Genomic DNA, 26279 nt, shown 5'->3' on the forward strand with positions numbered 1-26279 from the left:
CACCCCGCGCCCCTCCCGCCAGGTGCGAGGTGGTTCAGCGCGGACGGCCCGCGGGTCAAGCCGCAACAGGACAAGGCCAACAGAACCAACGTTGCCAGGATCGGCTTGAGGCGCGGGCCGTCCGCGCGGAAAATCAAAAAGCGGGAGGGGCGTCAGGCCACCACCGAAAACCAGGTCAGGAACGGTGCAGCCAAAAGGCCAGGCAGCACGCAGCGTCATTGATGCGCACCACCCGACCCCCCCGCCCCCCGCCCCACCCATTAGGCGACTTCAGCGACCGCCGCCCGGAGACGCGTCTCGAACACGGCCAGGGCGACCGGTTCATCGTCCGTGTCCAGACAGAGACCGGTGCGCAGGTCGAACGCCTGCTTGAACATCGGCGACGCCACAACAGGGATCCCACCCCGCGTCCCGACGATGCCGCGGGAAATGACGTACGCCTCGCTGAACGGGTCGTAGTTGTCGACGGCATACACCGCCCCATCACGGTCGAGGAACACCGCGACCTGCCGACCCCCGACCAGCGCGGCGACGCCGCGGCCCGGGATCAGGTCGGTCACAGGGCACACGGTCGTCCAACCGTCCCCGTCGGAGACCTCGACATGGCCGCCACGAGCGCCAGGGCCGGGGGCCTGGCCGTGGGCGTGGGCCTGGGCGTGGATGTCAGCGGTCACGAGGTACGCACCTCCAGGGTCGGGCCGGCGATGAGTCCGGCAGTGGGCAGCGTGGTCCCGTTCTCGCCGGGCTTGGCCGGCCGGATCTGGTCGCGCTCCGGGACGAAGGTGACGCTCGGGTCGGGCGTCCCGGGCGCGTTGACGAAGGACACGAACCGCCGCAGCCGGTCGGGGTCGTCGAGCGTGGCGCGCCATTCGTCCTCGTAGGTCTCGACGTGCCGCTGCATGAGCTCGTCGAGGTCGTCGCAGATGCCGAGGGAGTCGTCCATGACGACCGCGCGCAGGTGGTCGAGGCCGCCCTCCATCCGCTCGACCCACGGCGCGGTGCGCTCCAGGCGGTCGGCGGTGCGGATGTAGAACATGAGGAACCGGTCGATGGTGCGCAGCAGCGTCTCGCGGTCGAGGTCCGCGGCGAGCAGGTCGGCGTGCCGGGGCGTCATGCCGCCGTTGCCGCCGACGTACAGGTTCCAGCCGTTGGACGTGGCGATGACGCCGAAGTCCTTGCTCTGCGCCTCGGCGCATTCGCGCGCGCACCCGGACACGGCCGACTTCAGCTTGTGCGGCGAGCGCAACCCCCGGTACCGCAGCTCCAGTTCGATCGCGAGCCCGACGGAGTCCTGCACCCCGTAGCGGCACCACGTCTCGCCCACACAGGACTTCACGGTGCGCAGTGCCTTGCCGTACGCGTGCCCGGACTCGAACCCGGCGTCGACGAGCCGCTTCCAGATCAGCGGCAGCTGGTCGACGGAAGCCCCGAACATGTCGATCCGCTGCCCGCCGGTGATCTTGGTGTAGAGCCCGAAGTCGCGGGCGATCTCGCCGATCACGATCAGCCCCTCGGGGGTGATCTCGCCGCCGGGGATGCGCGGCACGACCGAATACGAGCCGTTGCGCTGCAGGTTGGCCAGGAAGTGGTCGTTGGTGTCCTGGAGGGACGCCTGCTCGCCGTCGAGGATGTGCCCGTTGGACAGCGACGCGAGGATGGACGCGACGGCCGGCTTGCAGATGTCGCAGCCCTGCCCGGTGCCGTGCTCGTCGATCAGCCGCGCGAAGCTGGTGATGCCGCGCACCTGCACGATCTCGAACAGCTCGGCCCGAGTGTGCTCGAAGTGCTCGCACAGCCCCTTGGAGACCTCGGCGCCGTTGGCGACGAGCTCGTCGTTGACGATCGTCGTGAGCATCTTGACGCACGAGCCGCAGCCGGTGCCGGCGCGCGTGCACTTCTTGACGGCAGGTACGTCCGCGCAGCCGGTGTCGGTGACGGCGGCGCGGATGGCGCCCTTGGTGACGTTGTGGCACGAGCACACGACGGCGGCGTCCGGCAGCGCGGAGGCGCCGATCGCGACGGGGCCGCCCGCGCCTTCGGGCAGCACGAGCTGCTCGGGGGCGGCGGGCAGGTCGGCGCCCGCCAGGCAGATCGGGCGCAGCAGGTCGTACTGGGCCGCGTCGCCGACGAGCACACCCCCGAGCAGCTTGCCTTCGGGGCTGATCACGAGCTTCTTGTAGACCCCGGCCCTGCTGTTGGCGTAGAGCACTTCGAGGCAGCCCTCGGCGGTGCCGTGCGCGTCGCCGAAGCTGGCCACGTCGACGCCGAGCAGCTTGAGCTTGGTGGAGGTGTCGGCTCCGGTGAACGAGCCGCTGCCGCCGGTGAGTTCGTGGGCGACGGTTTCGGCCATCTGGTAGCCGGGGGCGACCAGGCCGTAGACGCGGCCGTCGGTGGCCATCGCGCACTCGCCGATCGCCCAGATGCTCGGGTCGGACGTCAGGCAGGTGGCGTCGACGGCGATGCCGCCGCGCTCGCCGACGGTCAGGCCGCAGTCGCGGGCCAGCTGGTCGCGCGGGCGGACGCCGGCCGAGAAAATGACCAGGTCGACGTCGAGGGTCGCGCCGTTCGAGAGCGACATGGTCGCGGCGCGGCCGTCCTCGCCGACGCCGATCTCCTGCGTCCCGGCGCCGGTGTGCACCGTGACGCCGAGCTCCTCGATCTTGCGGCGCAGCGCGTCGCCGCCGCCCTCGTCGACCTGGATCGCCATCAGGCGCGGCGCGAACTCGACGACGTGCGTGTCCAGTCCCATCGCCTTGAGCGCGCCCGCGGCCTCCAGGCCGAGCAGGCCGCCGCCGACGACGGCGCCGACGCGCGAGCCCTTGGCCCACGCCTCGATCGCCTCCAGGTCCTCGATGGTGCGGTAGACGAAGCAGCCGTCCGCGTCGTGGCCGGGCACCGGCGGCACGAACGGGTAGGAGCCGGTGGCGAGTACGAGCGCGTCGTACGGGAAGACCTCGCCGCCGCGCGCGGTCACGGTGCGCGCCTCGCGGTCGACCGACTCCGCCGGCGCGCCGAGCCGCAGGACGACGCCGTGCTCCTCCATGAAGCCCTCGGGCACCATGGACAGGCCTTCGGCGGTCGTGCCGGAGAAGTACGAGGTCAGGTGCACGCGGTCGTAGGCGGCGCGCGGCTCCTCGCACAGGACGGTGACCTGCCACGCGTCGGATCCGTCGCGGTCGAAGAGCGCCTCCAGGAAGCGCTGGCCGACCATGCCGTGGCCGACCAGGACCAGGCGCTTGCGGCTGGTCGCGGGGCTGCCGGCGGGGATGCTGGTGGGGGAGGACTCGATCACTGGGGGGCTCCTTGCGTGATGAGCAGGTGCAGGGGGTCCTCGGGGACCGGTTCGTCCCGTTCATAGGCGTGGGTGAGGGCGCCGACGGTCGCCAGGTCGCCGACGAGGATGCCGCCGACGAGCCGGTCGCCGCGCAGCACGAGCTTCTTGTAGGAACCGCGGGTGGGGTCCGCGAGCCGGATGACGTCGGCGGTGCCGGGCAGCGCGTCGACCTCGCCGAACGCGGCGATCTCCACGGGGCCCGCGGTCAGCCGGGCGAACACCCGTGAGCCGCGGTACGCCGCGTCGGCGCCGCTCAGGTGCGCGGCCAGCACGTCGGCCTGCTCCCACGCCGGCCCGGCCAGGCCGTGCACGAGGCCGGCGTGCTCGGTGCAGTCGCCGATCGCGTACACGTCCGGGGCGCTGGTGGCGAGCGTGTCGTCGACGACGATGCCGGTGCGTACGTCGAGCCCGGCCGCCCGGGCCAGCCCGACGCGCGGCCGTACGCCGCACGCCAGCACCACCAGGTCGGCGTCGAGCCGGTAGCCGTTCGCCAGCACCACGCCTTCGGCACGGTCGGTGCCGCCGACCGACTTGGCACGGTTCTCCGGGTACACCGCGACGCCGAGCCCGGCCAGCGCGCGATGAAGCGCCGCGCCGCCCTCCTCGTCGAGGTGACGCTCCATCAAGTACGGGGCCTGGTGCACGATCTCGACCGGCAGCCCGAGCGCGGCCAGCGCACGCGCCGCACTCACGCCGAGGATCCCGCCGCCGACCACCACCGCGCGCGTCGCGCCCGGCACCGCCTCGGCGAGCCGCGCGCAGTCCTCAAGGGTGCGGAACGCGTGGACGCCCTGCTTGAGTTCGCCGCCCTCGCCGGTGTTCGACGTGCAGTGCAGGTTGCGGATCGGCGGCAGCACCGGGTTCGACCCCGTCGCCATCACCAGCGTGTCGTACGCCGCGAACGACCCGTCGGCCAGCTCCAGCGTGTGCGCCGCCGTGTCGACGGCGGTCACCTCGACACCGGTGCGCACGTGCACCCCCGGGTGCTCCGGCGCCGGCAGCCCGATGGCGTCCGCCTGGTAGCGGCCGGTCAGCACGTCCGCGAGCAGCGCCCGGTTGTACGGCGCGTGCGGCTCGTCGCCGAACAGCGTGACGGCGGCGCCCGGGTCGCGGGCCAGCAACTGCGCGGTGAACCGCGCCGCCGCCATCCCCGCGCCCACCACCGCGATCTGACGATGCCTCATGACCGGCCCCCGGTACCGTTCGCCGCCAGGTCGGCGGCCCCGGCGCGCTCCACGCGCACCGCGCACACCTTGAACTCCGGCATCTTCGACGTCGGGTCGAGCGCCGGGTTGGTCAACGAGTTCGCCCGGCCCGCGCCGCCCCAGTGGAACGGCATGAACACGGTGTCCCGCCGGATCGCCGTGCTGACCTTCGCCGGAGCGACCGCCCGGCCGCGCCGGCTGGTCACCGCGAGCAGCTCGCCGTCCGCGACACCCAGCCGGTCCGCCAGCTGAGGGTGCAGCTCGACGAACGGGCCCGGCTCCGCCGCGTTCAGCTCCGCCACCCGGCGGGTCTGCGCGCCCGACTGGTACTGCGCCAGCACCCGGCCCGTGGTCAGGTACAGCGGGTAGTCCGCGTCCGGCTCCTCGGCGGCCGGGCGGTGCGACACGTCCACAAACCGGGCGCGGCCGTCCGGCGTCGCGAACCGGTCAAGGAACAGCCGCGGCGTCCCCGGGTGCGCCTCGTCCGGGCACGGCCAGAACACGCCGTCCTCGCGCCGGATCCGGTCGTACGTGATGCCCGCGTAGTCCGCCTGACCACCCGAACTCGCCGCCCGCAGCTCGTCGAACACCGTCTCCGCGTCCGTCGGGAACCCGAACGTGACCCCCATGCGCGACGCCAACTCGTGCAGCGTGAACAGGTCGCTGCGCACCCCGCGCGGCGGCGTCAGCGCCGCCTGCCGCAGGATGACCCGCCCCTCCAGGTTCGTCGTCGTGCCGGTCTCCTCGGCCCACTGCGCGCTCGGCAGCACCACGTCCGCCAGCTCCGCGGTCTCCGACAGCACCACGTCGCTGACCACGAGGAAGTCCAGCGACCGCAGCCGGTCGGTGACGTGCGCCGCACGCGGCGCCGACACCACCGGGTTCGAGCCCATCACCAGCAGCGCCCTGACCTCGGAGCCGAGCACGTCGAGCAGCTCGTACGCGCTGCGCCCCGGACCCGGCAGCGAGTCCGGGTCCACGCCCCACACCGCGGCGACGTGCGCGCGGTCCGCGGGGTCCGTGATCGACCGGTAGCCCGGCAGCTGGTCCGCCTTCTGACCGTGCTCGCGGCCGCCCTGCCCGTTGCCCTGCCCCGTCAGACAGCCGTACCCCGACAGCGGGCGGCCCGCCTTGCCGGTCGCCAGGCACAGGTTGATCCACGCGCCGACCGTGTCGGTGCCCTTGCTCTGCTGCTCGGGCCCGCGCGCCGTCAGCACCATGCCGGTCGCGGCACCCGCGAACAGCTCCACCGCGCGCCGCATCTCCGGCACCGGCACACCCGTGATCCGCTCCACGCGCTCCGGCCAGTGCGCCATCGCCGCCGCACGCGCCGCCGCGAAACCGGTGGTGCGCTCCGCCACGAAGTCCTCGTCGACGTGCCCGTCGGCGATCACCAGGTGCAGCAGGCCGAGCGCGAGCGCCAGGTCGGTGCCCGGCAGCGGCTGCAGGTGCAGCGTCGCCTGCTCCGCGGTGCGGGTGCGGCGCGGGTCCACGACGACCAGCGAGCCGCCGTTCTCCTTGAGCTCCGTCAGATACCGCAGCGCGGGCGGCATCGTGTCGGCCAGGTTGCTGCCGACCACGATCGCGCACCCGGTCCGCGCCACGTCCTCCAGCGGGAACGGCAGCCCGCGGTCGACGCCGAACGCCTTGCGGTGCGCCGCCGCCGCCGACGACATGCAGAAACGGCCGTTGTAGTCGATGTTCGACGTGCCCAGCACCACACGCGCGAACTTGCCCAGCAGGTACGCCTTCTCGTTGGTCAGGCCGCCGCCGCCGAAGATCCCGGCCGCGTCCCTCCCGTACGTGCTCTGCACCGTGGCGAAACCCCGCGCCACCCGGTCGAGGGCCTCACTCCACTCCGCCTCGCGCAGGACCCCGTCCGTGCGTACCAGCGGCGCGGTGAGCCGCACCCCGGTCCGGAGCACCTCGGGAGCGGTACGGCCCTTGCCGCACAACGCCCCGCGGTTCACCGGGAACGACGCGCGCTCCACGACCTCCACGCCCGCGGCGTCCCCGGCACCCGGCCCGGAAACCCGCAGCGCCATGCCGCACTGCAGCGCGCAGTACGGGCAGTGCGTCTCGGTGGCGGCGGCGGTGCCGGTCGCGGGGCCGGCCGCCTCTGCGGCGTGTTTCATGCCAGTGAGCGTGTCCGCACGCCGTTACACCGCAGGGTCACCGGTGTTGCGGGAGAGGTACGGCTGTCTCACACCTGTAATGCGCGGCAGTGAGAGCACCGACACTCGCGAAGCGCCTGGTGGGGCCACCCCTAACCGCCACGTGACCGCTGCGCAACAGGGCGGAAACACATCTCCGACAGCCTCACGGCATGGGTACAGCCACGCAACCGGCCGAGCCGCTGATCGGATTCACGATCGGTGTCACCGCCGCACGCCGCCGCGACGAGCTGGTCGCACTGCTGCAGCGCAGAGGCGCGAAGGTGGTCGAGGCCCCGACCATGCGCATCGTCCCCCTCGGCGACGACACCGTCCTGCGGCGCGCCACCGAGGCCTGCCTGGCCGGGCGCCTCGACTACGTCGTCGCGACCACCGGCGTCGGCTGGCGCGGCTGGATGAGCGCCGCCGAAGGCTGGGGGTACGGCACCGAACTCGTCGAGGCCTGCCGCGACGCCGTCATCGTCAGCCGCGGCCCCAAAGCCACCGGCGCGGTCCGCGCCGCCGGCCTCCGCGAGGTCTACTCGCCCGGCTCCGAAGCCAACGACGAACTCCTCTACTGGCTCCTCGCCCGCGACCTGCGCGGCCGCCGCATCGCGCTCCAGGAACACGGCGCACCGCTCGAGGACTTCACCGCCGCCCTGCGCGAACGCGGCGCCGACGTCATCACGGTCCCCGTCTACCGCTGGGGCCCGCCCGAGGACCCCGCCGCCGTACGAAAACTCGTCGAGGCCAGCGTCCGCCGCGAGGTCCACGCGCTCACCTTCACCAGCTCGCCCGCGATAGAGGCCTTCCTCGAGAGCGCCGACGAGCTCGGCCGCCGCACCGAGCTCCTCGACGCGCTGCGCCGCGACGTCCTGCCCGTCTGCATCGGGCCGGTGTGTGCACGGCCCCTCCAGGACCAGGGCATCGACACCGTGTGGCCCGAACGCGGCCGGCTCGGCTCGCTCGTCCGCACCATCAGCGAGGAGCTGCCGTCGCGCGCCCGCCGCGAACTCGACACCGGCAAGGACCGGCTCGTCCTCCAGGGCAACGCCGTCCTCGTCGACGGCCGCACCATCTGGCTGCCCCCGGTCCCCGGGGCGGTGCTCCGCGCGCTCGCCGAGAAACCCGGCTGGGTGCTCAGCCGCGCCGAACTGCTGAAGAAGGTGTGGACGGGCGCGCGCGCCGACGAACACGCCGTCGAAGCGGCCGTCGCCCGGCTCCGCACCGCGCTCGGCCCGCACTCGGGGCTCGTGCGCACCGTCACCAAGCGCGGCTACCGGCTGGCGGTGGACCCGTGACCGGGGGCACGGGGACGGCCGCGGGGGACACGGTGAACAGGGGGGTCATGGCGAGTACGGGCGGCCCGGCGGGTACCGGCGTCACGGCGACGACGGGCACGAGGGCAGGCACAGCGGCCACCGCGGCCACCGGGGGCACCGGGGGCACCGCGGCCGCCGCGTGGACCGGCGCGGGCCGCGCCGACGTGCCGCTGCTGGCCGTCGCGCACGGCACCCGCGACCCGGAAGGCCGCGCCGCGACCCGCGCGCTGCTCGACCTCATACGCGCCGAACGCCCCGGGCTCACCGTCGAACTCGGCTACGTGGACGTCGCCGAGCCGCTGCTCACCGATACGCTCGCCACGCTCTCCGGACCGGTCGTCGTCGTGCCGATGCTGCTCGGCACCGGCTACCACGTCCGCACCGACATCCCGGCCGCGCTCGCCGCCGCGCCGCAGGTCGACGCCCGCGTCGCCGGCGCGCTCGGGCCCGACCCGCGGCTGGCCGACGTGCTGCTGGAACGGCTCGCGGAAGCGCCCGGCCGTCCCCACCAAGATCCACAGCCTGTGGACGACGGTGGAGAACCCGCGCCGGTTGTCCACAGCACCGGCTTCGACGCCATCGTCCTCGCCGCCGCGGGATCCACCGACCCCGAGGCGAACGCCGACGCCGCCCGCATGGCCGCCCTCCTCGGCGACCTCACCGGCCGCCCCGTCGTCGCGTCCTACCTGTGCGCGAGCAGCCCCACCCCCGCCGAAGCCGTCGCCGCGCTGCACGCCGACGGCGTCCACAACATCGCCGTGTCCGGCTACCTGATGGGCCCCGGCTACTTCGCCCGCAAAGCCGCCCGCTCCGGCGCAACGGTCACCGCGGCCCCCCTCGGCGCCCACCGCGCGATCGCGAGACTGGTCCTCGACCGGTACGACGCGGCCCTGAACACCGGCGGAGACGACACGGCCTGAGCACACTCCGCCCGCGACTCCACCGAGCAGCGCGCCACGTCTTGGCCTCCTCCGCCGACGCGGCACCGCGATGTTCGTCCCGGGCGGCGCAACTGGCCTGACAGTCCCCGCCGTTCCCCTTGACGGGCCCGGTGGCTACATTCGTCTGACCGCACCGGGGCGTTGGGCCCCGCAGGTAGGGGGACTCTTTTGGCACGCCGCCGGGGCCGGGCGACCATGCCCGCCATCGCCGCACTGTTAACCACCGGCACACTCGTCGCGGCCTGCACGGCCACCGACGTCGCCGGCCCCGCGCACAAGGCCGGCCTCAGCGCCACACGCGACCCCACCCCGACGTGGACCTCGACCCGCGTCCCCGCCGACCCGTCGCACACCCCGCGCCCGACCGCCGCCGCGTCCTCCGGCCCTGCCTTCACCGTGCCGACCGTCCGGCCGACCGCCACCGGCGGCAGGCCCTCGCCCGAGGCCGACCGTTACGCCGAGGCCATGCTCACCGCACTGCGCGCCGCGCCCGGCGGCGAACACGTCCTGGGCGTCACCTACTGGCCGCAACCCCCGGGCTACGCCTACGCCGTCGTCACCGACCACCCCGGCGCCGACCAGTCCGACCGCTCCCAAGCCGCCCTCGTCGGCACGACCGCGATGCGGGTGCTGTCACGCCGAGTCCAGCTGTGGATGCGCGACACCCCGCCGCCCGGCCCGCTCCCGTCCGTCAGCGTCACCGGCCCCACCGGCATCGTCGCCCTCAGGATCGCCGGAGCCGAGACCGATCCGGCCGAACAGGACGAGTCCACGCGGTACGCCGCCGACCTGCTCGCCTACCTGAAGACCACCCCGCAGGCCCCCCACATCACCGCCGCGGCCGTCCTCCCCATGCCGGACGACCCCGCCACCCCGGGCCAGACCCACAAGGCCGTCGTCCGCACCGACTACCCCGCCGGCCCCCTCCCCACCGCCGAAGCCGCCGCCCTCAAATCCGCAGTCGCCGACTGGCTCGCCGACCACCGCACCCCCCGCGGCATCCGAGCGTTCGAAATCCTCAACCTCGACCTCGGCCTGATCGTCGACGCCTGGTGACCCCGCCCCGACCGGAAGGACTCCCCATGGCAGTCACCCGCCGGGCCGCGGCGCTCATCACCGCCGCCGTACTGGCCGCAGGACTCACCGCCTGCGACGGCGACGGCGGCGGGAAGACCCACGACGGCCAGCCGACCGCCCCCGCGAACGACCGCTCCAAGCGCCTCAGCGACCTGCTCACATTCCTGAAAGGCGGCTCCGACGGGGCGCACGTCAGCTCCCTCGAACTGCGCGAGGACAAGAAGTGGTACCGCGTGTTCGTCGGCACCGACCTGCCGGTCGTCCCCGACGGCGACACCTCGGACACCGGGCGCGCGACCGACGCCACGGCCGACCGCATCGCGCGCCGCGCCCAGTTCTGGATCTGGGACCACCGCAGCGGCGGCGTCGAGATCGACGGCGTGATCGTCAACGCCGCCGGCTACTCCGACCTCGACGGGAAAGGCACATTGGCGCTGCGCCCGGGCCCCGGCAAAGGCCCCGACCGCGAGGAGGCCGACCGCTACGCCGCCGCGCTGCTCGCCTACCTCCGGGGCACACCCGCGGGCGCGCACGTCACCAAGGTGTACTCCGAGGCGTCCGGCAAGCTGTCCGAGCTGACCCTGCTGACCGACCTGCCCGCCGACCCCGGCGGCGGCCTGGTGGCGCCCGACGGGGCCACCGCGCTGGAGGCACCGCTCAAGGAGTGGGCGAAGCAGCATCCCGAGCACAAGTTCCTGCAGCTGTTCGTCCTCGACCGGGACTACGGCGTCGCGCACGTGCTGGTCTCGTCCGTGGACATGCCGGAGGCGTACGAACCGATGTGACCAACCCGTGTGGTGTCCTTCGCGGCGACTGAGGCATGATCCTTGACTGTCACGGTCGGTTCGTTCGTGATCGATTCGAACGGGTTCGCGATTACGTTCGCACGACAATCCGGTGAACCGGCGGCGGGAACAGGGAGGGAAGCGCCACCATGGCACGCATGCGCCAGAACACCGTCCCGTGGTGGCGATGGCGGGCCCAGGTCCGTTCCGCGCTGCACATGTTCGGGGACCCCGCGTTCCAGCAGGAGTGCTGGCTCGGCGGGCGGCCCGAGTACGGCACCGTGACCGATGCCGTGTACCGGCTCGTCGGCGACACGTGGCTCGACCGCTGGTCGGCCGCGACCTACATCGGCCGGATCTTCGTGGACGGCGACGAGGCCGACGCCGTCGACCAGGCCGTCCTCGCGGTGCTCGGGGTCCTGCACGAGGTCGGCGAGGACGCCCCCGCCGCCGCGTACCTCGACCACCCCGGCTGGCCGCACGTCCTCCAGACCGCGCGCGCCGCGCACGAGCGGCTCTCCGCCGCCGACGAGGACGACGCCGCCCGCCGCCCCGACACCCTCGACGTGCTCCGTATCAGGACCGGCGGGCGCTGACCACCCGGCGCGACGTGCGATCCTGTAGGACTACGCGCCCACGTGATCCGCACGTGGGCCGCACCCCGAGGAAGGCGCCGGCATGTCCGACCAGCCCCTGCAGTCCGTACCGCTGACGGTCGACGGTGGAGCGGTCGGCGGCGGAGCCGGAGCCGGCGCGGCCGAGCAGTACGTGCTGACGCTCAGCTGCCCCGACAAGCGCGGCATCGTCCACGCCGTCGCCAGCTTCCTCATGATGACCGGCTGCAACATCGTCGACAGCCAGCAGTTCGGCGACCGCGACACCGGCCTGTTCTTCATGCGCGTGCACTTCACCGCCGAGGAGAACGTCACCCTCGACGCGCTGCGCGCCGGGTTCGCCGCCGTCGGCGCGTCCTTCCACATGGACTGGCAGATGCACGACGCGGACGCCCGCATGCGCGTGATCGTCATGGTCAGCAAGTTCGGGCACTGCCTCAACGACCTGCTGTTCCGCGCCAGCATCGGCGCGCTGCCGATCGACATCGCCGCCGTCGTGTCCAACCACCGGGACTTCGAGGAACTGGTCGGCTCGTACGGCATCCCGTTCGAGCACATCCCGGTCACCCGCGACACCAAGCCGGAGGCCGAGGCCAAGCTGCTCGAGCTCGTGCGCGAGCTCGACGTCGAACTGGTCGTGCTGGCCCGCTACATGCAGGTGCTCTCCAACGACCTGTGCAAGGAGCTGGAGGGGCGGGCGATCAACATCCACCACTCCTTCCTGCCGAGCTTCAAGGGCGCCAAGCCGTACCACCAGGCACACGCGCGCGGCGTCAAGCTGATCGGCGCGACCGCGCACTACGTGACCGCCGACCTCGACGAGGGGCCGATCATCGAGCAGGAGGTCGAGCGCGTCGACCACGCGGTCACCCCCGAACAGCTCGTCGCCGTCGGCCGCGACGTCGAGTGCCAGGCGCTCTCGCGCGCCGTGAAGTGGCACAGCGAGCACCGCGTGCTCCGCAACGGCAGCCGCACGGTCGTCTTCGCCTGACGCCTGAAACCCGACGCCCGGCAGGTCCGCGGCGGCCCTAGTGCCGGGCCGCCGCGACCAGGGCCACGACGCCGAACAGGCCCGACAGCGCGCCGAGGGCCCAGCCCGCCCGGGCCCGCAGGCACGTCCGGGCGACATCCTCCGGCGAACGCCGCGACACCACCATCGCCGGGCCGCCCAACACCGCCACCCCGTCGCTCCGCCGCACCACCCGTCCCGTGAGGAACACCCGCTCGCCCGGCACCAGGAGTGTCTCGGTGCGGTCGTACCGGGTCGCCCGCCGCACCCGCCGGGCCGCGCCGGCCGCGAAGTCCACCGCCACCACGCCGCCGACCCCGCCGAACCGCGGCGTCCCGGCGCCGCCGATGCTGTCCCGCACCGACACCGGCAGCCGGTCGGCGCGCAGCCCGTCCGGATCGACCAGCACCGTGCCGGTGTCGTCGCGCAGCACGAACGTCCGCCGCGACGCCTTCGTCTCGGCCCGGCTCCGACCACGCCGCGCCGGGCGCAACTCCCCGACGTGCAAAGGCCCGTCGCCGTCGAAGTCCCGCACCGACAGCCGGTCGGCCTCGGCCCAGGACTCGACGACGGTGCTCGTGAACCACACACAGGAACGTCCCGACACCGGCGCGTACACCAGCCCGCCGGGCAGCGGCTCGACCACGCCGGCGACCGTGGCCCTGCCGCGGTGCGCGGCCGCGTCCTCGCAGGTCAACCGGGGGGTGCGGGTGGCCCATGGGGCGAACCGCGCGGCCGCGAAACCGACCACGGCGACAACCAACGCGATGACCCCGAGTGTGACCATGTGCCCCCAACATACGCGCGACCTGCGGAAAGTGTCACGGCGATCTTCACGCGTACGTGTAGCCCGAAAACCGTTTGCGGGCACGGCAGACCGCGTGGCTTCATGGAGCACGTCAACCACTGACGCGCGGCTCCGGAACACGTCCGTAGCAGCCGCGCCCCAAGGAGAGGAGCGGTCCGGTGCGGTTCCGCGAGTCCGGCCGACGCCCTGCCACCAGGGTGCAATCGGCCCGCCGCCGGTAACCCCGAACCCTCTTCTCCAGGGCGGCCGCTCTTCCACAGCGCGCCGCCCGAGGGGCCGCCCCGGCAGCGCCGGGTGCACGGTCCGGCGCCACGCCGGGACGGCCCCTCACCAGGGGTTGACCCCTACCCAGGCTTCGGGCGGTCACGGCCCACAGCGCTTCGCCGCGCACGTGACGCAGACTTGAACCGTATGAACCACACAGGAGTGTGAAGACCTCATGACGTACACCGAGATCGACGGCGCGCGCGACGTACCGATCCGCATGTGGACCGACCCGGCGACCGTCGAGGGCCAGGCCATGCAGCAGCTCCGCAACATCACGACGCTGCCGTGGCTGAAGGGCCTCGCGGTCATGCCGGACGTCCACTTCGGCAAGGGCGCGACGGTCGGCTCCGTCATCGCGATGAAGGACGCGGTCTGCCCGGCGGCGGTCGGCGTGGACATCGGCTGCGGGATGAGCGCGGTCAAGACGTCCCTGACGGTGAACGACCTGCCCGACGACCTGTCGAAGCTCCGCTCGAAGATCGAGCAGGCGATCCCGGTGGGCATGGGCCTGCACAGCGAGGCGGTCGACCCGTCGAAGGTCTACGGGCTGTCGTCCGCCGGCTGGGACGACTTCTGGGACCGCTTCGACGACGTCGCCGATTCGGTCAAATTCCGTCGCGAGCGTGCCACAAAGCAGATGGGAACGCTCGGCGGGGGCAACCACATGATCGAGTTGTGTCTTGCAACTGATGGTTCCGTGTGGCTGATGCTGCACTCGGGTTCGCGCAACATCGGCAAGGAACTCGCCGAGCACCACATGGGCGTCGCACGGGCGTTGTCGCATAACCAGGGCCTGGTCGACCGGGACTTGGCGGTGTTCCTCGCGAACACGCCGGAGATGGCGGACTACCGCTCGGACCTGTACTGGGCGCAGGAGTATGCGGCGCGCAACCGCGCAATCATGATGGCGCTGTTCCAGCAGGTCGTGCGCACCGAGTTCCGCAAGGCCAAGGTGACGTTCGGCGAGATGATCAACTGCCATCACAACTACGTCTCGGAGGAGACGTACGACGGCATGGATCTGCTGGTCACCCGCAAGGGCGCGATCCGCGCGGGCAAGGGCGACATGGGAATCATCCCGGGCTCGATGGGGACGCGGTCCTACATCGTGCGCGGACTGGGCAACACGGCCGCGTTCAACTCGGCGTCGCACGGCGCGGGCCGCAAGATGAGCCGCAACGCGGCGAAGAAGCGGTTCACAGTGGCGGACCTGGCCGAGCAGACCAAGGGCGTAGAGTGCCGCAAGGACGCCGGCGTCGTGGACGAAATCCCCGGCGCCTACAAGGACATCGACAAGGTCATGGCCCAGCAGGCCGACCTGGTCGAGGTCGTGGCACAGATCAAGCAGGTCATCTGCATCAAGGGCTAGCGGCATGAAGGCGGGGGGCGGGCGTGGGCGGGGCCCCCCGTGTTGGTTTGGTATTTCGGGGTTTGGAACCCCCACAGACCCAGCAGGACAGCGGCACCACGGGCTAGCGGCTGCACGGCGGGCGACGGCATTGCCGTCGCCCGCCTTTGTCGTATTGCTAGACGTCGTTTCGAACCCACGACTGAACAGCCCGAGCCTTCGCCGCTTTCCTGTTCAGCGCCAGCGCATTAGTCGGATAGAGGTTCCTTGCGATGCTCACAGCGTGCTCGTTGATGTAGATGACGTTATAGACGTTGTCGCGTCGATTCCTGCTGGGGCGACGAACAGAGCTGCCGAGCAGCTGGCAATGTGAGACGAAGTAGTCGGCGATCGCCTCGCTCGACGTCGTGAGGCTGATGAAGGGTTGACATTGCCCGGTGAAGCCGACTGACCCGTCAGCGTCCACCAGACCCCGCAGGTAGTCGCGTGGACGATGCGCGACGGCAGGGGGAACGATCGTCCCCGACTTGCGGCCGTATGGCAGGCCCAGGGCATTTACCTTCGTCCGCCCTTCAAGCGAACACATGGTCCACACCGCGCTTGTAGCGCCTTCTTTGAAGTTCGTATTGCGGGTGCGTTCCCTGATGCTGCTGAAGTACGGGCAGAGCTCCTGGAATTGTTCCAGGATGTGCTTGTCGCCGACGGTGAGCTCGACCGACAGTCGGCCCTTGCGCCCAGGCCCGCGGTGTAGGTGCCCGTCCGCCTGCAGGAAGCCGAACATGTAGGAGTACTCGGGGCGTTGGAGATCCATGAATTCCATGGATCGACCATCCGTCTGCGAACTGGTGTTCGGCAGGCGAATGCCGGTTCGTTCACCTGTTCGGCCGAGCAAATAGAGGGGGTGCCGGACGGCGACGGGGTTGACGGCGGGTGCTCCCGTTACCCGCCGCCGGGGAAGGCCGTCGCCGTCCGGGGATTGTGGGGTCGGTGACCGTTAGAAGGTGACCGGCATTTCGGCTAGGTCGCGGATGAACGAGCTGGGGTGGTAGCGGAGTTCGGTTCCTTCGGCCAGGTTCAGGTCGGGGAGGCGCTTCAGGATCTCTTCGAAGGCGACGCGGATTTCGAGGCGGGCCAGGGAGGAACCCAGGCAGAAGTGCGGGCCGTTGCCGAAGGCGATGTGGTTGTTCGGGGTGCGGAAGGCGTTGAAGGTCTCGGGGTCGGCGAAGACCTCGGGGTCGCGGTTGGCGGCGCCGTACAGGAGCATGACGGTCTCGCCGGCCGGGATGGTGACGCCGGAGATCTCCACGTCGCGGGTGGTCTTGCGGGCCATGTTGACGACGGGGGAGACCCAGCGCAGGCATTCCTCGACGGCGGTCGGGATGAGCGAGGGGTCCTCGCGGAGCCGGGCCATCTGGTCGGGGTGGGCGATGAGTTGGGCCAGACCGCCGGAGATCACGTTGCGGGTGGTCTCGTTGCCGCCGACGAGGAGCAGCAGGGACTCCCCGATCAGCTCGCTGAAGTCGAGCTTCTCGCCGTCGATCTCGGCGTGTACGAGGATGCCGATGAGGTCCTCGGTGCCGGGGTTGGCGCGGCGGTTCTCGATGACCTTGGTGGTGTACTCGACGTACTCGGTGAAGGCCTCGCCGGCCTTGTAGCTGAGTTCGCCGCCGTCGGAAAGCATGACCATCACGTCGGCCCAGTGCTGGAGCTGGTCGAGGTGGTCGTGCTCGACGCCGAGCAGCTCGCCGATCAGGGTCATCGGCAGCGGGGCGGCGAACTGCCGTACCAGGTCGGCGCGTCGCTCGGGCTGGGCGAGCATGCGGGCGATGAGCGTGGTGACGATCTCGCGAACGTGCTCTTCCATGGCGTTGATCTGCCGGGGCGTGAAGCCCTTGGAGACGAGCTTGCGGCGCCGGTAGTGCTGCGGGTCGTCCGAGTCGATCATGGACGGCTGCGGGCCGACCTTGGGCCGGGAGCCGGCCGCCGAGGAGAAGATCTCCGGGTTGCGTTCGGCGAAGGAGACGTCGGCGTGCCGGGTCAGGCCCCAGACGCCGGCTTCCTCGCTGTAGTACACGGGGGCGTTCTCGCGCAGCCACGCGTAGTCGGCGTACGGGTCGCCCGCGTACCAGTCGCGGTCGAGGAGATTTATGCGGCGCTCGGGCGCCGCGGTCGGCTCGGTCATGTGTCGGACCTCCGTGGGCGGATCCTGCGGTGTCACGTGTCGAGTGGGCCGGAGGCCTGGACGGGGGCCCCGGTCGGGCGCTAGAGCACCAGCCGTACGGCCGTGCGCATGAGTTCCTGCACTTCCTCGGTGCTGCGGCCGCGGTGGGAGAGGCTGAGCAGGCCGGACAGCAGGACGTGTCCGAGGACGGTCTGCAGGTCGCGGAAGTGCGCGCGGGCGGCCTCGTCCTCGGGGGCGCCGAGGGCGGTGTCGGTGATGATCGTGATGGTGTACGCGAAGGTCTGGTGGGACGCTTCGGCGGACGGGTCGGGGGAGGTGGCGGCCTGGAGGATCGCCTCGGTGAGCAGCCGGTTCTCGGCGCTGACCTCGACGAGTCGGCACAGCATGCCGGCGAGTCGCCCGGCGGGGTCCGCGGGCAGCTCGCTCGCCGTCAGTTCGTCGATGACCTGGCCGATCCACAGCGCGGAGACCTCGCTGAGCAGGTGGTCCTTCGACGTGAAGTAGCGGTAGACGGTGGCCCGCGCCACACCGGCGCGGTCCGCGACGTCGTGCATGGTCACGGACGTGTAGCCGCCCTCCGCGGCCAGGTCGAGGGCTGCCTTGACCAGGCGTTCGCGCCGCGCCTGCTGGTCGCGGGTGAGGGCGCGGGTGAGGGTGATGGTGGTGTTCGGCGGAGCCATGGGTGTGATCTTGCCTCCGGATGAGACTGAAGTCTAGTCTGACGTCTCGTCAGATCGACCGCACCTGTCTCATGAACCCGCTCCACCCGCGTATCCGCCCGCGTTCCGCCCGGGATCCACCCGAGCACAGACCGCGTTACGAAGCCAGGCCAGGAGGCACAGTGGGACCGCTGGAAGGCATCCGCGTCGTCGAGTTCGTGGGGTTGGGCCCGGGCCCGTTCTGCGGCATGCTGCTCGCCGACCTCGGCGCCGACGTGCTGCGCCTGGACCGCGCCGACACCGCCCGCAAGGGCTTCCCGGGCCCGTCGCGCAACCCCATGAACCGCGGCAAGCGCTCCGCGTCCGTCGACCTCAAGACGCCGGAGGGGGTGGCCGCCGCCCTCGACCTGGTGGCCCGCGCGGACGCGGTGATCGAGCCGTTCCGCCCCGGCGTCATGGAGCGCCTCGGCCTCGGCCCCGACGTGTGCCTGGAGCGCAATCCGAAGCTGGTCTACGGCCGGCTCACCGGATGGGGCCAGGAGGGCCCGCTGGCCAAGGCCGCGGGGCACGACATCGACTACATCGCGCTGGCCGGCATGCTCGAGCCGATCGGCCGCGCCGGGCAGCCGCCGAGCATTCCGCTGAACCTGGTCGGCGACTTCGGCGGCGGTGGGCTGCTGCTGGCGTACGGCCTGGTGTCCGCGCTGCTGTCGGCGGCCCGCACCGGCCGCGGCCAGGTCGTCGACGCCGCCATGATCGACGGCGCCGCGACGCTCGGCGCGACCTGGTTCACGATGGCCGCGAACGGCGGCCTCGGCCCGCGCGGCACGAACCTGCTCGACGGCGGCGCGCCGTTCTACGACGTGTACGAGACGTCCGACGCCAAGTTCGTCGCGGTCGGCTCGATCGAGCCGCACTTCTGGGCCGAACTCCTCGCCCGACTCGGCCTGTCCGAGGACCCGGCGTTCGAGAAGCAGTACGACCGCGGCGCGTGGCCGGCCATGAAGGCGCGCCTCGCCGAGGTGTTCGCGACCCGCACGCGCGACGCGTGGTGCGAGCTCCTGGAGGGCACCGACTCCTGCTTCGCGCCCGTGCTCGCGCCGGACGAGGCCCCGGCGCACGCGCACCACGTCGCGCGCGGCACGTTCCACGACGTCGACGGCCTGCCCGAGCCGGCCCCCGCGCCGCGTTTCAGCGGCACCCCGGCGGCGACGCCGGCGCGTCCCGTCAACCCGGGCCCGGCGGCCGACGGCGGCGACACCGACGCCGCGCTCGAGGCGTGGGGTGTGCCCGCCGACGAGATCGCCCGGCTGCGCGCGGCCGGCGCCGTCGTCTGAGACCGCGGAAGACCGCGAGGGACCGCGGAAACCGCGACGACCGCGACGACCGCGAGAGACCGCGAGAGACCGCGAGAGACCGCGGAAGACCACGGAGACTGCGAAGACACAGCCCCACCCCAGGAGAACCATGGACATCCACGAAGCGCTCTACACGACCCGCGCGATGCGCCGGGTCAAGCCCGACCCCGTGCCGTACGAGGTCCAGGCGCGCATCCTCGACGCCGCGGTGCGGGCGCCCAGCGGCGGCAACTCGCAGACCTGGCGCTTCCTGCTCGTCGACGACGCGGACGTGAAGGCGCAGATAGGCCCGCTGTACCGCGAGGCGATGGCGGAGATCTGGAAGACGATCTACGCGTCGAAGGTCGCCGCCGCGGCCGCCGACCCGGACGCCGAGGAGTCGAAGCAGTTCCTGCGCGTGCAGCGCTCCTCGCAGTGGCTCGCCGACAACTTCGAGCAGGTGCCGCTGTTCCTGTTCGGCTTCTCGCAGTTCGACAACACCGGCGGCTCGATCTTCCCGGCCGTGTGGAGCGCCCAGCTGGCGGCCCGCGCGGAGGGCGTCGGCTCGGCGCTGACCGCCGTGCTCGGCATCGCGCACCGCGACGAGCTCAACCGCGTCCTCGGCGTGCCCGCCGAGGAGGGCTGGCGGATGGCGTGCTGCGTGTCGTTCGGCTACCCGACCGGCCGGTGGGGTGTCGCCCCGCGCACCTCGGCCCACGAGGTCGCGTACCGCAACGGCTGGGGCACCCCGGTCGGCTTCGAGATCCCCGCCCCGCTGTGGCCCGCCACCGCCCCGTCCGACACCGAGGGAGACACCAAGTGACCACGAAGCTTCCGCTGGAAGGCGCCGCCGCGTTCGTCTCGGGCGGCGGCAGCGGCATCGGCCTGGGCTGCGCGGTGCGGTTCGCCGCCGACGGCGCGCACGTGACGATCGCCGGCCGCAGCGAGGACCGCCTCAAGGGCGCCGTCGAGGAGATCCGCAAGGCCGCCGCGCCCGGCGTGCAGGTCGGGTACGCGGTCGCGGACGTGACCGACGAGGCGCAGACTAAGGCGGCCGTGGACCAGGCGGCGTCGCTGGGCCCGCTGAAGGCCGTGGTCGCGTCGGCCGGCGGCAACTCGACGATGGGCCCGGTCACGCAGCTGGACACGCAGAAGTGGCGGGAGACCGTCGAGCTGAACGTCACCGGCACGATGCTGGTGCTGAAGCACAGCGCGCGCCACATGGTCCGCGGCGGAGGCGGCTCGTTCGTGGCGATCTCGTCGGTGGCGTCGTCCAACACGCACCGCTGGTTCGGCGCGTACGGCGTGTCGAAGGCCGGTATCGACCACCTGGTGCAGCTGGCGGCGGACGAGCTGGGCGCGAGCGGCGTGCGGGTCAACAGCATCCGCCCGGGCCTGGTGCGCACCGACATGGTGCAGATGATCACCGACGGCGGGCCGCTGCTGGAGGACTACCTGCAGTGCACGCCGCTGGGCCGGTTCGGCGAGACCGAGGACATCTCGGCGCTCGCGGCGTTCCTGGTGGGCCCGGAGTCGACGTGGCTGACCGGCCAGGTCATCAACGTGGACGGCGGCCACCACCTGCGCCGCGGACCGGACTTCAGCAGTGTGCTGGAGCCGCTGTTCGGCGCGGACGGGCTGCGCGGCGTGGTCGCCGAGGACGCGTGACGATGGCCGCGCGCACCTTCAACCTGGCCGACCTGTTCGAGGTCGTCGTGGACGCGTGCCCGGACCGGCTCGCGCTGGTCGCGGGCGACGTCCGCCTGACCTACCGGGAACTGGACGCCCGTGCCAACAAGTTCGCGCACGCGTTCATCGCGTGCGGCATCGGACCCGGCGACCACGTGGGCGTCTACGCCCGCAACCGGTCCGAGTGGCTGGAGGCGATGATCGGCGCGTTCAAGGCGCGCGCGGTCCCCGTCAACATCAACTACCGCTATGTCGCGGACGAGTTGCGGTACGTCCTCGACAACGCCGACATCAAGGCGCTGGTGGTGGAGGCCGACCTGCTCGACACCGTGGACGCGGTCGACCCCGTCCCGGGCGTCCTGAAGACGCTGTTCGTGCTGCCGACCGACGGCGACGGCACGGTGTCCGAGGGGTTCGCGGACGTCGTCGACCTCGAAGGCATGCGCCTGGTCGACGCGGCCTCCGAGGAACGGGACTTCGGCCCGCGCTCGGACACCGACCAGTACATCGTCTACACCGGCGGCACGACCGGGTTCCCCAAGGGCGTCCAGTGGTACGCCAAGGACGTCTTCGTCAGCGCGTTCGGCGGCGGGAACTTCGGCGGCGCGCCGATCTCGGACCCGGAGGAGCTGGCCGCCAAGGCGGACAAGCCGCCGCTGGTGCAGATGCTGACCACGCCGCTGATGCACGGCAACGGCCAGTGGGTCACGTGGATCACGCTGCTCAGCGCCGGAACCGCCGTGCTGTGGACGGGGCAGCGCTGGGACCCCGAGGCGATCCTGCGGGCCGTCGAGCGCGAGGGCGCCGCGACGCTGATGCTCGTCGGCGACGCGATGGCGCGGCCGCTCGCGGACGAGCTGGCGCGCGGCGGCCACGACGCGTCCAGCCTCAAGGTGATCGGCTCGGGCGGCGCGCTGCTGTCGCCCGCCGTCAAGGAGCAGCTGAAGTCGCTGGTCCCGGGCCTGTACATCTCCGACGGCTTCGGCGCGTCCGAGTTCGGCGCGGGCAGCGCGCAGAACGCGGACGGCCGGTTTCCGCTGAAGCCGAACACCGCGGTGCTCGGCGACGACCTGCGGCCGGTGAAGCCGGGGGAGACCGGGCGCATGGCGCGCACCGGGCACATACCGCTCGGCTACTACAAGGACGCCGAGAAGACCGCCGCGACGTTCCCGGTCGACCCGGACGGCGTGCGCTGGGTGGTGCCTGGTGACTTCGCCCGCCTGGAGGAGGACGGTACGGTCACCCTCCTCGGCCGCGGTTCGGTGTGCATCAACACCGGTGGCGAGAAGGTGTATCCGGAGGAGGTCGAGGGCGTCCTCAAGGCGCATCCGGCGGTGTACGACGTCGTGGTCGTCGGCGTGCCGGACGCGCGCTTCGGCGAACGCGTCGCCGCGGTGGCCTCGGTGCGCGACGGGCACACCGTCACGCTCGCCGAACTCGCCGCGCATAGCCGCGCGTCCATCGCCGGGTACAAGGTCCCCCGGGACTTGGTCCTGGTGGACGCGGTGCCGCGGTCGCCGGCCGGGAAGCCGGACTACCAGTGGGCCAAGCGGGTTGCGGTGGAGGCGATGACAGGACCCGTCAACTCCGGTTCCGCTCCGTAGGGTTGCCGTTCACCCGGGTGGGTTAACATCAGCGCGGTCCGCGGGAACGCTCCGGCTGGTTGGCGCGTTCTCAGGCCGTCAGCCGATCGTCGCGTCCTGCGGCGCCCACCTAGGGGGACTCGTGACCGAGCAGCAGCCGCAGACGGACCCGCTGGAGCAGTGGACGCCGAGCGGTATCGACGTGAGCGTGCCCAGCATCGCCCGTGTCTACGACGCGGTGCTGGGCGGCAAGGACAACTTCGCGTCGGACCGCGCGGCCGCCGCCGAGCTGCTCGCGGCGGTGCCCGACGCGCAGCGGACGGCGCTGATCAACCGTCAGGTCCTGTCGCGCGGCGTGCGGTTCATGGCCGAGCAGGGCATCGACCAGTTCATCGACCTGGGCTCGGGCCTGCCGTCCGCGGAGAACACCCACCAGGTCGCGCAGCGCCACAACCCGGACGCGGCGGTCGTGTACGTCGACATCGACCCGATCGTGCTGGCGCACGGCCGCGCGATCCTGGCGGACAGCCCGCGCACGCGCGTGGTGACCGCCGACGCGACCGAGCCCGAGCGGGTGCTCGCGCTCCCCGAGGTGCGCGAACTCATCGACTTCGACCGGCCGGTGGGCCTGCTGATGGTCGCGATCGTGCACCACCTGGAGGACGCGCAGGACCCGGCGGGCATCGTCAAGACGTACCTGGACGCGCTGCCGTCGGGCAGCTACCTGTTCCTGACGCACTTCTTCGCCAACGGCTCCCGCGAGGCCGAGGACATCGAGCGCGTGCTGCACGGTGCGCACAACACCGGCCGGTTCCGCAGCCGCGAGGAGATCGAGGGCTTCTTCGCGGGCCTGGACGTCGTCGAGCCGGGGATCGGCTACCTGCCGCTGTGGCGCCCGGAGGGCCCGGTCGAGGACCCGCTGCCGATGTCGCAGCAGCTGCTGCTCGGCGGTATCGGCAAGAAGCCCTGACGGCTGAGCACCGGTTCCCCGTATGCGGCGGCGCCGGCACGGGGAACGGAACCGGTCACCCCGCGGTGTCCGGGTCCGGGTAGCGCTGCGTCTCCAGGACGCCGGCGACGGTCAGTACCGCCACGATGGCCGCGGTCTCGGCGAGCGCGGACGCGAACATGCCCAGCGGGATGGTCGCGGCCAGCGACAGCACGGCGCCGACGCGGTAGGAGTTCGGGCCGATGCCGAACGTCCAGCGGGTGACGACGTTGGCGGCCAGGAACAGCCCGAGCCCGCCCGCGAGCGTGACGGCCTGCGCCGCGTCCAGCCGGTCGGCGGGGTGCGCCACCGCGCTCTTGACCCCGGCGGCGAACAGCAGGATGCCCAGCAGCAGCGCGTAGTGCCCGTAGCCGTACACGGTCAGGCCGCGCATGTTGCGGGCACGCAGAGGGAGTTCGTCCATGATGGCGACGGCCCGCGCCTCCTCGTCGTCGCCGAAGTACGCCCACCACAGGGCGAAGCACAGCGCGAGCGTGAGGACCGCGGTCGCGATGAGCTTGAGGTCGAGGTCGAGGCCCTGCGCGCCTGCGCCGATCGCGATGACGGACTCGCCGAGCGCGATGATGACCACCAGGCCGTGGCGTTCCACGAAGTGCCGTGCGGAGAGCGGGAATGCCAGCGCGTTGGTGACGTGCGGGGTGACGATCTGCACGAGTGCGGCGCCCGCCCACAGGGTGAGTTGCAGGCCGCCGTGGAGGTAGGCGCCGACCACCACGAGCGCGGCGGTGGCCAGGTTGACCGGCGCGTTGCGCAGGATGGACGCGCGGCCGGCGCCGGACGCCTGGAACAGGGTGGTGTGCACGAGGGTGACGACCAGGTAGCCCCAGCCGAACGCGGACGCGCTGTCGTGGTCGTCGAACGCGTGCGGGATGGCCAGCGAGACGACCAGGAACCCCGACATGCCGACCATCAGCAGGCACCGGCGCAGCGGCGTCGTCGGCGGGACCGCGTTGGTGAGCCATACGTAGCCGCTGTACATCCACCAGATGACCGCGAGCATGATCACGACGCGGGTGATCCCGGTCAGGTTCAGGTCGTGGGCGATCGCGGCGGACAGCTGCGTGATGGTGAAGACGAAGACGAGGTCGAAGAACAGCTCGAGCGTGGAGACGCGTTCCGAGGACTGCACGGCGTGCGCCGTACCGGACTTGGAGAGGGCCACGGCGTCATTATCGGGGCGGAAACGGGCTGCCGTGCGCGGACGGGACGGTCCGCGCACGGCGGTCTGGCGGCGTGCGCGCGCCGGGAGTGCGCGCGCCCGCGGCGCGTACCCCCGGTCAGCCCGCCACCGCGTGCGACACGAACCCGTCGGGGCCGACGGGGAGATCGCCCGCGATCGTGATGCGCTGCATGGAGCGGTGCATGCCGGCCGGCACGTCGGTGGGGACCAGGTGCGCGGTGGAGCGGTTGTCCCAGAAGGCGATGCTGCCGGGCTGCCAGCGGAAGCGCACGGTGAACTCGGCGTCCTGCAGGTGCTCGTAGAGCAGCGCGAGGAGGTGCCGGCCCTCGTTGCGGGTCAGTTCGAGGATGTGGCTGGTGAAGTTCGGGTTGACGAACAGGATCTTCTCGCCGGTCTCCGGGTGCACGCGCACGACCGGGTGGACGGAGCGTATGCCGTCGCCGAGGAACACCTTGGCCAGCTGGCCGGGCAGTTCGCCGCGCTTCATGGGCAGCGTGTTGTGGTGCACCGCGTGCAGGCCGTCGATGACGGCCTTGATCGGGTCGGACAGCCGGTCGTAGGCGACGGCGAGGTTCGTCCACTGGGTGTCGCCGCCGTAGGGCGGGACGACGACGCCGCGCAGGATGGAGCCCATCGGCGGGTTCGGGATGAACGTGACGTCGGTGTGCCAGCGGCTCTCGACGGTGCCTCCGCCGCCCATGCCCCCTCCTCCGCCCATCTGCTGGTTGTCCAGCAGCAGGATCTCGGGGTAGTCGGGGAACTGCGACGGCAGCGTCGGGTGCGCCTTGGTCGGCTCGCCGAACGCCTTGGCGAACGCCAGGTGTTGGGCCTGCGTGATGTCCTGGTCGCGGAAGAACACCACCTTCCACTGGAGCAGCGTCGCGCGGATCTCCGCGACGAGCTCGGGGGTGAGCGGCTGGGACAGGTCGACGCCGAGGATCTCGGCGCCGATGTGCCCGGCCATGGGGCGGATGTCGAGGCCGGTGCTCGCCTCGGTGTTCACGGGCGTGGCGGCGGGTGCGGTCACGGGGTCCTCCGGAATCGGTGCAGGGCGGCCTCGGTGTCGGGCGACACGGGTGCGGCCGCGAGGGCGACGGCGGTGTCGACGAGGTCGGAGAGGAACACCGGGCGCGGCGTCAGCGTCGCGGCCCGGCCGTACTGGATGAGCGTTTCGCGGTTGGCGAGGGCGTGGCCGAGGTAGCCGGACAGCAGGCCCCAGCGGTCCCGGCGCAGCGGCTGCGGCAGGTGGGCGAGCAGGTCCTCGATGCGGCGGCGCACGAGGTAGACGCCGCGCGTCCACTCCTCGCGGGACAGGTCGGCGACGGCGGTGCCCTCGAGCAGGCCCGCGTTGACGCAGAACCGCAGGTACCAGCTGGGCGCGTCGGGTTCGCCGAGCGTCTCCGCGAGCGGATAGAGGAACGCTTCGACCAGGCCCCGCAGTTCGTGGCCGCGGCTGGCGTGGTCGAGGGCGTCGAGGTGGTCGAGGCGGCGCGCGTTGATCGGTTCCATCCGGTACCGGAACACGGCGTCGACGAGCGCCTCTTTGGAGCCGAAGTGGTAGCGCGCGGCGGCGGTGTTGCGCTGCCCGGCCTGGGTGCCGATCTCGCGCAGCGATACGCCGTTGACGCCGCGTTCGGCGAACAGCCGCTCCGCGACCTCGATCATGCCGAGCCGTGCGGCCGCGCCGCGGCCGCTCCCGCCTGCCGTGTCCACGCTCATGGCGGCACGTTAAAGCGCGCGGGTTAATAACTCAAGTGGGTTAGACGGTGAATGTGGG

The 26279-nt window shown here is 72.0% G+C and carries 23 protein-coding genes; 12 read left to right on the forward strand and 11 right to left on the reverse strand.

The genetic code is table 11. From position 1 onward, the window contains the following. Nucleotides 1–260: 260 nt before the first annotated feature. The 4 genes from nirD to QI554_RS40860 form a co-directional block, all read right to left on the reverse strand. Nucleotides 261–674, reverse strand: a complete 414-nt coding sequence (gene nirD, locus QI554_RS40845) for a nitrite reductase small subunit NirD (protein ID WP_425528136.1) — start codon at nt 672–674, stop codon at nt 261–263. After that, the gene (gene nirB, locus QI554_RS40850) at nt 671–3211 is read right to left on the reverse strand and encodes a nitrite reductase large subunit NirB (RefSeq protein WP_281478017.1); all 2541 of its coding nucleotides are present in this window, start codon (nt 3209–3211) and stop codon (nt 671–673) included. Before nirB ends, nirD begins: the two co-directional genes overlap by 4 nt. 77 nt (nt 3212–3288) lie before the next feature. After that, entirely contained in the window at nt 3289–4518 is a 1230-nt protein-coding gene (locus QI554_RS40855; protein WP_281477942.1) for an NAD(P)/FAD-dependent oxidoreductase, read from the reverse strand. Next, on the reverse strand, nt 4515–6674 hold the full coding sequence (locus tag QI554_RS40860) for a molybdopterin oxidoreductase family protein (protein ID WP_281477944.1): 2160 nt from the start codon (nt 6672–6674) through the stop codon (nt 4515–4517). The genes QI554_RS40855 and QI554_RS40860 overlap by 4 nt, the downstream gene beginning before the upstream one ends. A gap of 191 nt (nt 6675–6865) precedes the next feature. On the opposite strand from QI554_RS40860, the gene QI554_RS40865 reads away from it, so the two are divergent. From QI554_RS40865 to purU, 6 genes are all read left to right on the forward strand, one after another. Continuing rightward, nucleotides 6866–7993: a uroporphyrinogen-III synthase gene (locus QI554_RS40865; protein ID WP_281477946.1), complete on the forward strand. Its 1128-nt coding sequence runs from the start codon at nt 6866–6868 to the stop codon at nt 7991–7993. Between the two features lie 47 nt (nt 7994–8040). Next, a complete protein-coding gene (locus QI554_RS40870; protein ID WP_281477948.1) occupies nt 8041–8934 on the forward strand; it encodes a sirohydrochlorin chelatase in 894 nt (297 codons plus the stop codon). A 216-nt stretch (nt 8935–9150) separates the two neighbouring features. Beyond that, the gene (locus tag QI554_RS40875; RefSeq protein ID WP_281477949.1) at nt 9151–10011 is read left to right on the forward strand and encodes a hypothetical protein; all 861 of its coding nucleotides are present in this window, start codon (nt 9151–9153) and stop codon (nt 10009–10011) included. A 26-nt stretch (nt 10012–10037) separates the two neighbouring features. Next, nucleotides 10038–10817, forward strand: a complete 780-nt coding sequence (locus QI554_RS40880; protein WP_281477951.1) for a hypothetical protein — start codon at nt 10038–10040, stop codon at nt 10815–10817. Between the two features lie 149 nt (nt 10818–10966). Further along, complete coding sequence (locus QI554_RS40885; RefSeq protein ID WP_425528137.1) at nt 10967–11413, forward strand: SCO4402 family protein; 447 nt, start codon at nt 10967–10969, stop codon at nt 11411–11413. A gap of 82 nt (nt 11414–11495) precedes the next feature. Next, a complete protein-coding gene (gene purU, locus QI554_RS40890; RefSeq protein WP_281477952.1) occupies nt 11496–12422 on the forward strand; it encodes a formyltetrahydrofolate deformylase in 927 nt (308 codons plus the stop codon). 37 nt (nt 12423–12459) lie between these two features. Here purU and QI554_RS40895 read toward each other — a convergent pair whose 3' ends face one another. Next, complete coding sequence (locus tag QI554_RS40895) at nt 12460–13227, reverse strand: GIDE domain-containing protein (protein ID WP_281477954.1); 768 nt, start codon at nt 13225–13227, stop codon at nt 12460–12462. 460 nt (nt 13228–13687) lie between these two features. On the opposite strand from QI554_RS40895, the gene QI554_RS40900 reads away from it, so the two are divergent. After that, nucleotides 13688–14884, forward strand: a complete 1197-nt coding sequence (locus QI554_RS40900) for an RtcB family protein (protein ID WP_281477956.1) — start codon at nt 13688–13690, stop codon at nt 14882–14884. Between the two features lie 157 nt (nt 14885–15041). Here QI554_RS40900 and QI554_RS40905 read toward each other — a convergent pair whose 3' ends face one another. The 3 genes from QI554_RS40905 to QI554_RS40915 all read right to left on the reverse strand — a co-directional run bounded on the left by QI554_RS40905 (nt 15042) and on the right by QI554_RS40915 (nt 17725). Continuing rightward, nucleotides 15042–15683, reverse strand: a complete 642-nt coding sequence (locus QI554_RS40905; protein ID WP_281477958.1) for an LAGLIDADG family homing endonuclease — start codon at nt 15681–15683, stop codon at nt 15042–15044. Between the two features lie 174 nt (nt 15684–15857). After that, nucleotides 15858–17045 carry a cytochrome P450 gene (locus tag QI554_RS40910; protein ID WP_281477960.1) on the reverse strand — a complete coding sequence of 396 codons (1188 nt, stop codon included), beginning with the start codon at nt 17043–17045 and terminating at the stop codon, nt 15858–15860. Nucleotides 17046–17125: 80 nt separating this feature from the next. Next, nucleotides 17126–17725, reverse strand: a complete 600-nt coding sequence (locus tag QI554_RS40915) for a TetR/AcrR family transcriptional regulator (protein WP_281477962.1) — start codon at nt 17723–17725, stop codon at nt 17126–17128. 161 nt (nt 17726–17886) lie between these two features. Between QI554_RS40915 and QI554_RS40920 the strand changes: the two genes are divergently transcribed. The 5 genes from QI554_RS40920 (at nt 17887) to QI554_RS40940 (ending at nt 23283) form a co-directional block, all read left to right on the forward strand. Then, nucleotides 17887–19041, forward strand: a complete 1155-nt coding sequence (locus tag QI554_RS40920; protein ID WP_281477965.1) for a CaiB/BaiF CoA transferase family protein — start codon at nt 17887–17889, stop codon at nt 19039–19041. 130 nt (nt 19042–19171) lie between these two features. Further along, nucleotides 19172–19864 carry a nitroreductase family protein gene (locus tag QI554_RS40925; protein WP_281477967.1) on the forward strand — a complete coding sequence of 231 codons (693 nt, stop codon included), beginning with the start codon at nt 19172–19174 and terminating at the stop codon, nt 19862–19864. Beyond that, nucleotides 19861–20709: an SDR family oxidoreductase gene (locus QI554_RS40930; RefSeq protein WP_281477968.1), complete on the forward strand. Its 849-nt coding sequence runs from the start codon at nt 19861–19863 to the stop codon at nt 20707–20709. Before QI554_RS40925 ends, QI554_RS40930 begins: the two co-directional genes overlap by 4 nt. A 2-nt stretch (nt 20710–20711) precedes the next feature. Beyond that, nucleotides 20712–22334 carry an acyl-CoA synthetase gene (locus QI554_RS40935; RefSeq protein ID WP_281477969.1) on the forward strand — a complete coding sequence of 541 codons (1623 nt, stop codon included), beginning with the start codon at nt 20712–20714 and terminating at the stop codon, nt 22332–22334. A 121-nt stretch (nt 22335–22455) separates the two neighbouring features. Beyond that, nucleotides 22456–23283, forward strand: a complete 828-nt coding sequence (locus tag QI554_RS40940; RefSeq protein ID WP_281477970.1) for an SAM-dependent methyltransferase — start codon at nt 22456–22458, stop codon at nt 23281–23283. A 55-nt stretch (nt 23284–23338) separates the two neighbouring features. On the opposite strand, the gene QI554_RS40945 is transcribed toward QI554_RS40940, so the two are convergent. The 3 genes from QI554_RS40945 to QI554_RS40955 all read right to left on the reverse strand — a co-directional run bounded on the left by QI554_RS40945 (nt 23339) and on the right by QI554_RS40955 (nt 26221). Then, nucleotides 23339–24484 (reverse strand): low temperature requirement protein A, encoded by a 1146-nt coding sequence (locus QI554_RS40945; protein WP_281477973.1) that lies wholly within the window; start codon nt 24482–24484, stop codon nt 23339–23341. Between the two features lie 115 nt (nt 24485–24599). Next, nucleotides 24600–25529: a TauD/TfdA dioxygenase family protein gene (locus QI554_RS40950; RefSeq protein ID WP_281477974.1), complete on the reverse strand. Its 930-nt coding sequence runs from the start codon at nt 25527–25529 to the stop codon at nt 24600–24602. Beyond that, nucleotides 25526–26221, reverse strand: a complete 696-nt coding sequence (locus tag QI554_RS40955; protein WP_281477976.1) for a TetR/AcrR family transcriptional regulator — start codon at nt 26219–26221, stop codon at nt 25526–25528. Before QI554_RS40955 ends, QI554_RS40950 begins: the two co-directional genes overlap by 4 nt. Nucleotides 26222–26279: the final 58 nt, after the last annotated feature.

Source organism: Yinghuangia seranimata (genome assembly GCF_029953285.1).
In the GTDB taxonomy this organism is placed as follows: Bacteria; Actinomycetota; Actinomycetes; order Streptomycetales; family Streptomycetaceae; genus Yinghuangia; species Yinghuangia seranimata.